Raw genomic sequence first — 9,951 nt, 5'->3', positions numbered from 1 at the left:
CCGCCGGAGCCGTCCTGCTCCACCGCCAGCGATCCGCGCCACCGCCGGCATCGTCCGCGCCGCACAGAGCGCGGTCGACGCCGGAGCCCGAGTCGCCGCGCTGACGACCGACGCCTCCTCGCCGCTCGCCGAGCTCGCCTCGGCGGTCGTCGTCGTGCCCGCCGCCGACAAGCTCGACCGCTCCGGCCGTGCGTCCGCGCAGTACTCCGGCGGCCTGTTCGAGCAGGTCGTCGTCGTCACCGGAGACGCTCTCTTCCACGCCCTGTGGAAGCGCAGCGGGGCCGACGCCGACGAGCTCTGGCCGCGCCACGCGAACCTCGAGTGACGCGCCCACCCCTTTCGGGACCGCACCCGCGCTCCCGCCCCACCGATCAGGAAGAAGCACCCATGAAGCTCCAGTTCGCCATGGACACTCTCAGCACCGAGGCCGCCCTCGAGCTCGCCGCCGCAGCCGCGCCGCACGTCGACATCCTCGAGCTCGGCACTCCGCTCGTTAAGAGCGCCGGAGTCTCGGCCATCACCGCGATCAAGCAGGCGCACCCCGACAAGATCGTCTTCGCCGATCTCAAGACCATGGACGCCGGCGAGCTCGAGGCCGACCTGGCCTTCTCGGCCGGAGCCGATCTCGTCACCGTCCTCGGCGTCGCCGGCGACAGCACCATCGCGGGAGCCGTCACCGCCGCGAAGAAGCACGGCAAGGGCGTCGTCGTCGACCTCATCGGAGTTCCGGACAAGGCCGAGCGGGCGAAGCAGGTCGTCGCGCTCGGCGCCGTGTTCGTCGAGATGCACGCAGGCCTCGACGAGCAGGCCGAGGACGGCTACACCCTCGACTCGCTCCTCACGGACGGAACGTCCTCCGGCGTCCCGTTCTCGGTCGCCGGAGGCGTCAGCACCGACACGATCGAGGCGGTCCAGCGCTCGGGCGCCCAGGTCGCCGTCGCCGGCAGCGCCATCTACAGCGCTCCCGACGTCGGAGCCGCCGCCGCAGCCCTCCGCGCCGCGATCTCCTGACCTCGCTGGGCGCCCGCCCAGGGCGATCCGGCAGACTGGAGCTAGCCGACGACTGCGACCGGACGAGGGAGCAGTACCCGGAACGCGACAAGACTGACTCGAAGGAGCTGTCATGTCCTGGACCGTCCTCATTCTCTCCGGTGTCCTCGAGGCCGTGTGGGCCACCGCTCTCGGCAGGTCGGAGGGGCTCACCCGGCTCGGCCCGTCGGTCGTCTTCGGAGTCGGCGTCGTCGCGAGCATGGCCGGCCTCGCCTTTGCGATGCGCGAGCTGCCGACCGGCACCGCCTACGCCGTCTGGGTGGGGATCGGCGCCTCGCTGACGGTGCTCTACGGCATGTTCTTCGGAGGCGAGGGCTTCTCGCTCGTGCGGACGCTGCTGGTGCTCGGGATCGTCGGGTGCGTCGTCGGCCTCAAGCTCGTGCACTGAGCGCGCCGGTTGCACGAGAACGGGCGTTCCCCGTAGGCTCGGACCATCGGGGGAGAACGATCGTTCTACGGTTCTCCCCGCCCGCCAAGGAGGACTCATGCCCACTCGTACCGCCCGCACCGCCTGGAACGGCTCCCTCGAGACCGGCGAGGGCCAGGTCGAGCTCTCGAGCTCGAAGCTCGGCACCTACGACGTCTCGTTCCCCAAGCGCGCCGCCGACGATGCCAACGGCTCCACCAGCCCGGAGGAGCTCCTCGCCGCCGCGCACTCCGCCTGCTACGCCATGCAGTTCTCGGCCGTCCTCGGCCAGGCCGGCGGCACCGTCGAGGCGCTCGACGTCCGCGCCGATGTCTCGCTCGGCCCCGACTCGGCCGGCGGATTCACGCTGACCGGCATCGCGCTGATCGTCAGCGGCGAGGTCAGCGGCATCGACGAGGCCGCCTTCCTCAAGGCCGCCGACGAGGCCAAGGCCACCTGCCCCGTCAGCAAGGCCCTCACCGGAGTCGAGATCACCCTCGACGCCACCTTCGAGGGCTGAGCCCCTCCGGTCTCACGCAGAAGTACCCCGTCGCTCACCGCGGCGGGGTACTTCTGCGTCCGAGCCTGCGTCGCCGGCCGGCTCCGGTCGCCGGTCGGGTCCGTCCTGTCAACAACGAAGGATGGATGTCCCAAGACGGGCTCGGATCCGCGGATCCACGGTGAGTGCCGGACGTTCGTCCTTCGTTGTTGACGGCACGACGCACGCGGACTCCGACGTCAGGCCTCCGCGCGCGCCCGGTAGCGGAAACCGGCGCCCAGGTGCTCCTCCGGCAGCCGGTCGCCGCGCCCGTGCAGCTTGTGGCGGAGGCTCCCCTCGACGTACTCCTCGGGGTACGCGCCGCGGCGCCGCAGCTCCGGCACGATGAACTCCACCACGTCCTCGAAGGTGCCGGGCGTGATCGCGTAGGCGAGGTTGAACCCGTCGACGTCGGTGTCCTCGACCCACTCCTGCAGGTAGTCGGCCACCTCCGTGGGCGAGCCGACGACGAACGGTCCGAGCCCGCCGATCACGCTGAGCTTGGCGATGTCGCGGACCTTCCACTCGCTGCCGTCCTCGTTCGCCTCCTGGAAGTTGGCGACGGCCGACTGGATCGCGTTGCTCTTCACGTTGCCGATCGGCTCGTCGAGGTCGTACTGCGACAGGTCGATGCCCATCCAGCCCGACATGAAGACGAGCGCCCCCTCCTCGCTGCCGTAGGAGAGGTAGTCGCGGTGCTTCGCGTGCGCCGCCTCGCTCGTCTCTGCGGTGATGATGGTCAGCAGGGTGTAGATCTTCGCGGAGTAGCGGTCTCGGCCCGCCGCCTCCAGGGCGTCGCGGATGCGCGAGACGGTCGCCTTCAGTCCGGCCTTCGTCGAGGAGGCGACGAAGATCGCCTCCGCGTTGCCCGCCGCGAAGCGGATGCCGCGCGGTGACGCGCCCGCCTGGTAGATGACGGGGGTGCGCTGCACCGACGGCTCCGAGAGGTGGATGCCGGGGACGGTGAAGTTCGGGCCGCGGTGACCGATCTCGTGCACCTTCGCCGGGTCGGTGAAGACTCCGGAGTCGCGGTCGCGGATCACGGCGTCGTCCTCCCACGATCCCTCCCACAGCTTGTAGAGCACCTCGAGGTACTCGTCGGCCACGTCGTAGCGGTCGTCGTGCTCGAGCTGGTCCTCGTGGCCCATGTTGCGGGCGGCGCTGGGGAGGTATCCGGTGACGACGTTCCAGCCCACGCGGCCCTTGGTCAGATGGTCGAGCGTCGACATCCGTCGCGCGAAGGGGTACGGGTGCTCGTAGGCGGTGCCGGCGGTGATGCCGAAGCCGAGGTGCTCGGTCGCCGCGGCCATCGCCGACACGAGGAGGATCGGGTCGTTGACCGGGACCTGTGCGCCGTGTCGGATCGCGGCCTCGTTGGAGCCTCCGTAGACGTCGTAGGTGCCGAGCACGTCGGCGATGAAGATGCCGTCGAACGTGCCGCGCTCCAGCAGCTTCGCGAGGTCGGTCCAGTACGAGAGGTCCTTGTACCGCCACGACTGGTCCTGCGGGTGGCGCCACATGCCCGAGGACTGGTGGGCGACGCAGTTCATGTCGAAGGCGTTGAAGCGGATCTGGCGAGTCATGCAGTCGATAGTGCCGAGCGGATCCGGGAACTGGCGCCCCCGTCGACTCGCGGCGTCACAAAGCGACGCCCGTCGGGACGCCCCGCACCCCGAATCAGTGCGCACGCTGATTCGGGGTGCGGCCCTCACCCGAAAGAGCGCGCCGGATGCCGGGCAGGGCAGTCGGCTCGCAGCCCTCCGGGGGACTGCTCATCCGGACCGAGGCGGTCTCCTCCTCGACGATCGAGGACGTGTCCGCGCGCCTGGAGGACTCCGCCCCGGCGCTTCGTCTCCGGTGATCGGAGTTGTCCTGCACGGCGCGTGATCTCGCGCCGACCGAACGCGCGGTGCTACCCGACGAGTACTGTTCCAGAGGATTACTCAGGGATGGTGAGCATGGAGACGATCCGCTTCGACGACGAGACCGCTCGGCGGTTCGCACAGACGCTGATGACGGCGGCGGACGTGCTGCGGGGGCAGTCGGTGGTGCGCGGGGCTGCCGCAGAGCAGGCGATGCAGGATTTCGAGGGGCCCTCTGCGCAGGTGTTCTGGCTCGCCCACCTCACTCAGGTGTCCAATCGATCGCGTCTGGACTCGGTGCTCTTCACCCTGTCGGAGGTGGTGCTGGTGGCGATCGCCGCAGCCGGAGCGGAGCGGGAGCGGTTGGCGCAGGTGGCGGCGTGGGAGGCGCGTCAGGAGGAGCGGCGTCTGGATCCGATGGGCGTCGCCGGTTCGGATCTCTCGGACATCTTCCGGAGGCCTCCGTCCGAGGACCGGATTCTTCCTCCGACGATCGCGGCCTCCTACTGGCCGCAGGAGCCGGAACGCACGACGGCGGGGGTGGGTGTCGCCCCGGGCGGCACATCTGCCGACCCGGAGCGTCTGGACGTGTTCGTGTCGGACGCGCGTCAGGCGGATGAGGCGCTGCGGGTGGAGCTGGACAGTGTGTCGAAGGCCTTCGCCGCGTTCAGCGACCTGTGCTCGTGGGTGCCGCTGGAGTCCACCACGGTCTTCGCCGGGTTCCAGCAGCTGCAGGAACTCAGCCGGTCGCTCGTGGACTGGGTCGATCAGGTCTCCCGCGCGTTCGAGGCGGCGGGCGGGGGCCGGCTGTCGAGCGCGACCCTCGAGATGGCGGTGACGGCGGGGACGTCGAGGACGGACCGGAGCGCGCTCGATCTGCTGTCGACGGTGCCCGCCGACCAGCTCGCCGTCCTGCTCGTGATCACGCCGGAACTGGGCGCACAGCTCAAGCGGATCCCGCCGACCGACGCGCACACATGGTGGACGCAGCTCGCGCCCGCCGACGGCGGAGCCGGGTTCTCTGCGCGTCAGGAGGCGTTGATCGGGGCGCTGCCCGGGGTGGTCGGAAATCTCGAGGGGGTGCCGTACGGGGCGAGGGCGCAGGCGAACAAGAAAGCGCTGACCGAACGGATCACGGCCCTGTCGGAGGAGCTCGCGCAAGAATCCGCCGACGGCGATCCTGCGAGGCTCCGGACCATCGAGACGGACTTTCAGGCGCTGGAGAACATTCGGAACTCGCTCGACACTCGGGCCGGCCAGGATCCGCGCTTCCTCGTCTCCCTGACCGAGGATCATCCGCCTCTGGCTGCCGTGTCCATCGGCGACCTCGACACCGCGACGAGTGTGACCTACGCCGTCCCCGGGATGGGCCAGACGACGGAGACCGCGGACTCGTGGGTGAAGGCCTCGCAGAATGTGCGATCGGTGCTGCCCGACGGGAGTGCCGTCATCGCGTGGATCGGCTACGAGACGCCTCCGCCGGCCGTCGAGAACGTCGACGCGTCGGTCCTCGACATCGATGACGCTGTCGCGGGGGCGGCGGCTCTCGCCGCCTCCCTGCACGGTCTCTCCGCCGTTCGGGGGGATTCGATTCCGAAGCCCGGTGCGGTCGGGCACTCTTACGGAACGACCGTCGTGGCCATCACCGCTGCCCGGTCCGACGTCGAGCTGGGGACGTTCGTCTCTCTCGGGTCGGCCGGGTTGCCCGACAGCGTCGATGCGGTCAGCGATCTGCACGTCGAGGACATGTATGCCGGGCAGGCGCGTGACAAGCTGCCGTTCGAGACGGAGAGCGGGGATGAGGCGGCGTGGATCGGGCGCCGGTTCAGCCGTGACCACCACGTGAATCCCGCCGATCCGGGCTTCGGCGCGCACGTGTTCGGTGTGGAGACCGGCGGAGACGAGGGGCGGATCGTCACGAACCACGATGCTACGAAGAGCGATGACGGCCCCCTGGCCGGCTATCTGGATCAGGGCACGGAGTCGCTCGCGAACGTCGGTCGTGCTTTTCGGGGCGAAGTCGATGCTCTGACAGAGGACGCGCCGCTTGGCCCGACCGATTTCCAGAAGTTCATGAAGGGGATGATCGCCGGTGAGACGGGAATTCTGCCGTAGGTGCCGCGCCGGTCTGTGTGCGCTGATGCTGGTGGTGATGGTGATGATGTCCGCGTGTTCGGAGGAAGGAGCGGCTTCGGTGACGGAGATGAGTGCTCGAGAGGGACGGGACGAGGTCGTTCGGCTGGTGATCGAGACGACGAAGCAGTTGGATCTGGAGGGGTGGTGGCCGCGGAACGGAGAGGCGGCGCCGGATGTCTGTTCTCGGGCTGATGGGCAGGAGGGGGCGAGTTACAGCTATGAGCGGTGGGCTCCGAGGGGAACGGACTTCGCGGGTGACGCGCGCAAGGTCGCGGCGTATTGGGAGTCGTTGGGGATGAGCGTGAGGATCGCGGATTCGACCCCGTGGCCGAGTGTCTACGCCGAGGGTGGTCCTGTGCTGCGGGCTGCTTTCGATACGAGCGCGGCTGACGATTCCTACCAGATCGTGGCCGTCGCGCCCTGTGCTGAGGGCGACTACTACGACCTGCTCCTGGAGGACAATGCTCAGCGCGCTGCGGGCGAGGTCCTCCCCGGCGACGAAGGAGTGAGGGTGAAGCCGGACCCCGACGAGATGCCCCCGCCGGCCGAGCTTCAGCCCTCGGATTTCTAGATGGTCATCGAGGAGGTGGCCGCCGGTGAGACGGGAATTCTGCCGTAGGTGCCGCGCCGGTCTGTGTGCGCTGATGCTGGTGATGACGGGGACGATGTCCGCGTGTGCGGAGAAAGGAGGGGATTCGGTGGCGGAGATGAGTGCTCGAGAGGGACGGGATGAGGTCGTCCGGTTGGTGATCGAGACGACGAAGCAGCTGGATCTGGAGGGCTGGTGGCCGCGCAACGGAGTCGCAGGGCCGGATGGCTGTACTCGTAACGGAGGGAAGAAGGGGGCGAGTTACAGCTACGAGCAGTGGGCTCCGAGGGGAACGGACTTTGCGGGTGACGCGCGCAAGGTCGCGGCGTATTGGGAGTCGTTGGGGATGAGTGTGAGGATCGCGGATTCGACCCCGTGGCCGAGTGTCTACGCCGAGGGTGGTCCGGTGTTGCGGGCTGCTTTCGATACGAGCGCGGCCGACGACTCGTATCAGATCGTGGCCGTCGCGCCCTGCGCGGAGGGCGACTACCACGATCTGCTCCTGGAGGACAATGCTCAGCGCGCTGCGGGCGAGGTGCTCCCCGGCGACGAAGGGGTGAGGGTGAAGCCGGACCCCCGCGAGACTCCCCCGCAGGCCGGGCCGACGCCCTCGGAATGATCCCTCCGCCCCGACCGAGCGTGCCCACCCGCCGACCGGCGGCGTCCCCTAGGCGAGCTCGCGCGCCAAGAAGTGCACGTGCTCGCCGATCTGGAACTCCTCGCCGCCCTCGTGCCCGTTGAAGGGGTAGACGCGGATCTCGCGGGGGCCGGCGTAGCGGTTGTAGGACGCGTAGACGGTGGACGGCGGGCAGATGTCGTCGCGGAGCGCCACGGAGAACATCGCCGGGGTCTGCGCGTGCGGGGCGAAGGAGGTGCCGTCGAAGTAGGAGAGCGTGTCGAACACGCGGGCTTCGGCGCCGCGATGGGTGTGCAGGTACTCCACGATCTCGCCGTACGGCATCGAGTCGACGAGCCGCACGGCGTGCGGGATGTGGCTGAGGAACGGCACATCCACGATGGCGGCGCGCGCCGACTCCGACTCGCCGAGCAGGCCCAGGATCCCGGTGACGGCGAGCGCGATCCCGCCGCCCTGGCTGCGGCCTGAGACGGCCACGCGGGAGGGGTCGACGGCGGGGTGCGCGCGCAGCACGTCGAGAGCGCGGACCGCGTCGGTGAAGACGCGGCGGTAGAAGTGCTCGGCCGGGGACTCGATGCCCTGCGTCAGGAAACCGGCGGCGTGCGGACCGCTGCCGACCGGGTCGGGCGTGACTCCTGAGCGGTGCCCCGACCCCTGCCCGCGGGTGTCCATCACGAGGTGCGCGTAGCCGGCCGCCGACATCGCTGTCCACTCTGCGAGCTGCCCGCGGCCTCCGCCGTAGCCGATGAAGGTCATAAGGCCGGGGAGGGGGCCCTCGATGCCGCGGGGGAGGACCAGCCAGCCGCGGATCGGGTGGCCGCCGAAGCCCGAGAAGGTGACGTCGTAGGTGTCGAGCAGTCGGTAGCCGGCGTCGACCGGGTCGAAGCGGGGCTCGGTGGCGACGGCGCGCGCCTCGGCGACGGTCTCGCGCCAGAACTCGGCGAAGCCGGTGGGCTCCGGCAGATCGGGGGCGTACTGCTCGAGGAGCTCGAGCGGGAGGTCGAACTGCGGCATCAGGCTCTCCTTCGTCGGGGGCGTTCGCGCCCGAAGACCGAAACTACTGCAGCGGGACTGAGACCTGGATGATGGGTGGGAGTCCGCCGAGCTGCGGAATGTGGCCTGGCGGAGAGTGTTGGGCCCAGTATGACGACGTACGGAATCATCGGAGCAGGCAACATCGGCAGCCAGGTCGCGCGGGCGGTCATCGCCCTCGGGGACGAGGTGGTCATCGCGAACTCGCGCGGACCCGAGACCCTCGCCGACCTGATCGCGGAGCTCGGCCCGAAGGCCCGCGCCGCCACGGCCCAGGAGGCGGCGGAGGCGGCCGAGATCGCAGTGGTGACCGTGCCGCTGAAGAATCTCGCCGAGGTGCCGGTCGAGCCTCTGAAGGGCAAGATCGTTCTCGACACGAACAACTACTACTTCGAGCGCGACGGCCGCATCGAGGCCCTCGACAGGGGCGAGACCACGACGAGCGAGATGCTGCAGCAGCACCTCCCCGAGTCGAAGGTCGTCAAGGCCTTCAACCACATCATGGCCGCCGACATCAGCACCGGAGGGGCACCGGCGGGCACCCCCGATCGGCGTGCGCTCGCGACGTCGAGCGACTACCCGGAGGCGATCCACTTCGTCACCGACCTCTACGACCGGCTCGGCTTCGACACCGTCGCGATCACGCCGCTGAGCGAGTCGTGGCGGGTCGAGCGGGACCGCCCGGCCTATGTCGTGCGCCAGAACCGCGACGAGCTCGAGGCGAACCTCGCGAAGGCTCCCCGCACGGTCTGAGCCGGAGCGGTGGGAGGGGGAGCGGCGCTGCGGCGCGGCTCCCCCTCTCTGCGTGCGCGATCGGTGCTCCGCCCCGCACCGCGGAGGCTGCTCGCCGGGTCCGTCCCCGCGGGGCGGGTCTGCGCGCGCGAGGCCCCAGGCCTGGGATAGTCGAAGGGAGCAGCCACGCACGAGCGAGCCCTCCGGGGCTCCGAGAGGAGAGGTCCGCCATGCCCTCGTCGTCCCGCCCCGTCCCGCAGAGGCGGGGGCTCTCCCGCCGCAGCGTCGTCGTCGGCGGGCTCGCGGTGATCCCGCTGCTCAGTGCCTGCACACCCGATGCGTCCGGGCCCGACGGCTTGCGGCAGGAGGCGCCCCGCACCCGTACCGCGGCTCCGGACGGACCGGTGGCGCTCGCCGCCGACGCCCTCGCTGCGAGCGCCGCGCTGTTCACGTCGGCTCCGCTCGTCGTGCTGGTCGAGGACGTGGCCCTCTCGAGGCTCCGCGCCGCGCAGGTGAGCATCGCGTGGGGCGTCCCGCTGCTGGTCGGCTCGGCGGACGACAGCGCGGCGACGGGAACGACCGGCAGCCCGACTCCCGGCAGCCCGGATCCCGGCAGCGCGACGCCCTCGGCGGCGCCGACCGCCTCCGCTCTCGCGGCGGAGTTCGCCCGCCTCGGCGTCACCCGTGTCGTCGCCATCGGCGATGTCACCGCACCCGAGGGCGTCGACGTCGTCGTCTCGGCGCCCGACACCGCCTCCCTCAGCACCGCGACCGGCGTCGGCGTCGCCGACCTGGCGCTCGCCGATCTCGCCGCCTACGCTCCGGTCGTCCCCTCCGAGACCCCCTTCGGAGCGCTTCCTCCGCGTGCCGATCCGCTCAGCGGCCTGCACGGCCTCGCCCGCGCCGCCGACGATGACGTCGCCGCCCTCGCGACGGCGCGGGCGCCGGGGTCCCCGTCACCGTGGTCGA

11 protein-coding genes and 1 riboswitch are annotated in these 9,951 nt (G+C 70.4%); of the genes, 9 read left to right on the top strand and 2 right to left on the bottom strand.

Annotation, left to right across the window (positions count from 1 at the left end; translation table 11 throughout):
- The 4 genes from ACH61_RS17480 to ACH61_RS12015 form a co-directional block, all read left to right on the top strand.
- The coding region (locus tag ACH61_RS17480; RefSeq protein WP_461786695.1) for a phosphoheptose isomerase family protein at positions 1–325 on the top strand (325 nt) is incomplete at its 5' end.
- Between the two features lie 62 nt (positions 326–387).
- Complete coding sequence (gene hxlA, locus ACH61_RS12025; RefSeq protein ID WP_068212349.1) at positions 388–1,011, top strand: 3-hexulose-6-phosphate synthase; 624 nt, start codon at positions 388–390, stop codon at positions 1,009–1,011.
- Positions 1,012–1,050: 39 nt separating this feature from the next.
- Positions 1,051–1,114, top strand: a riboswitch (guanidine-III (ykkC-III) riboswitch).
- 9 nt (positions 1,115–1,123) lie between these two features.
- Entirely contained in the window at positions 1,124–1,438 is a 315-nt protein-coding gene (locus tag ACH61_RS12020) for a DMT family transporter (RefSeq protein ID WP_068212348.1), read from the top strand.
- A gap of 97 nt (positions 1,439–1,535) precedes the next feature.
- Positions 1,536–1,976, top strand: a complete 441-nt coding sequence (locus tag ACH61_RS12015) for an OsmC family peroxiredoxin (RefSeq protein WP_068212347.1) — start codon at positions 1,536–1,538, stop codon at positions 1,974–1,976.
- Between the two features lie 218 nt (positions 1,977–2,194).
- On the opposite strand, the gene ACH61_RS12010 is transcribed toward ACH61_RS12015, so the two are convergent.
- Entirely contained in the window at positions 2,195–3,577 is a 1,383-nt protein-coding gene (locus tag ACH61_RS12010) for an LLM class flavin-dependent oxidoreductase (protein WP_068212346.1), read from the bottom strand.
- Between the two features lie 366 nt (positions 3,578–3,943).
- Here ACH61_RS12010 and ACH61_RS12005 point away from each other — a divergent pair, with 366 nt between their 5' ends.
- The 3 genes from ACH61_RS12005 (at position 3,944) to ACH61_RS11995 (ending at position 7,200) form a co-directional block, all read left to right on the top strand.
- Positions 3,944–5,971, top strand: a complete 2,028-nt coding sequence (locus ACH61_RS12005) for an alpha/beta hydrolase (protein WP_068212344.1) — start codon at positions 3,944–3,946, stop codon at positions 5,969–5,971.
- A 127-nt stretch (positions 5,972–6,098) separates the two neighbouring features.
- Entirely contained in the window at positions 6,099–6,563 is a 465-nt protein-coding gene (locus ACH61_RS12000; protein WP_153038856.1) for a hypothetical protein, read from the top strand.
- A 172-nt stretch (positions 6,564–6,735) separates the two neighbouring features.
- Positions 6,736–7,200 carry a hypothetical protein gene (locus ACH61_RS11995; RefSeq protein ID WP_153038855.1) on the top strand — a complete coding sequence of 155 codons (465 nt, stop codon included), beginning with the start codon at positions 6,736–6,738 and terminating at the stop codon, positions 7,198–7,200.
- A gap of 48 nt (positions 7,201–7,248) precedes the next feature.
- Here the strand turns inward: ACH61_RS11995 and ACH61_RS11990 are convergent, their stop codons facing one another.
- Complete coding sequence (locus ACH61_RS11990) at positions 7,249–8,232, bottom strand: acetylxylan esterase (RefSeq protein WP_068212338.1); 984 nt, start codon at positions 8,230–8,232, stop codon at positions 7,249–7,251.
- Positions 8,233–8,361: 129 nt separating this feature from the next.
- Between ACH61_RS11990 and ACH61_RS11985 the strand changes: the two genes are divergently transcribed.
- Positions 8,362–9,003: an NADPH-dependent F420 reductase gene (locus tag ACH61_RS11985; RefSeq protein ID WP_068212336.1), complete on the top strand. Its 642-nt coding sequence runs from the start codon at positions 8,362–8,364 to the stop codon at positions 9,001–9,003.
- 209 nt (positions 9,004–9,212) lie between these two features.
- On the top strand, positions 9,213–9,951 hold a 739-nt coding region (locus ACH61_RS11980), incomplete at its 3' end, for a hypothetical protein (RefSeq protein ID WP_413784038.1).

This window comes from Rathayibacter tanaceti, assembly GCF_001634385.1.
Classification (GTDB): Bacteria; Actinomycetota; Actinomycetes; order Actinomycetales; family Microbacteriaceae; genus Rathayibacter; species Rathayibacter tanaceti.
Note: the sequence above shows the minus strand (reverse complement) of the source record. Positions and strands in the feature narration are given on the sequence as shown.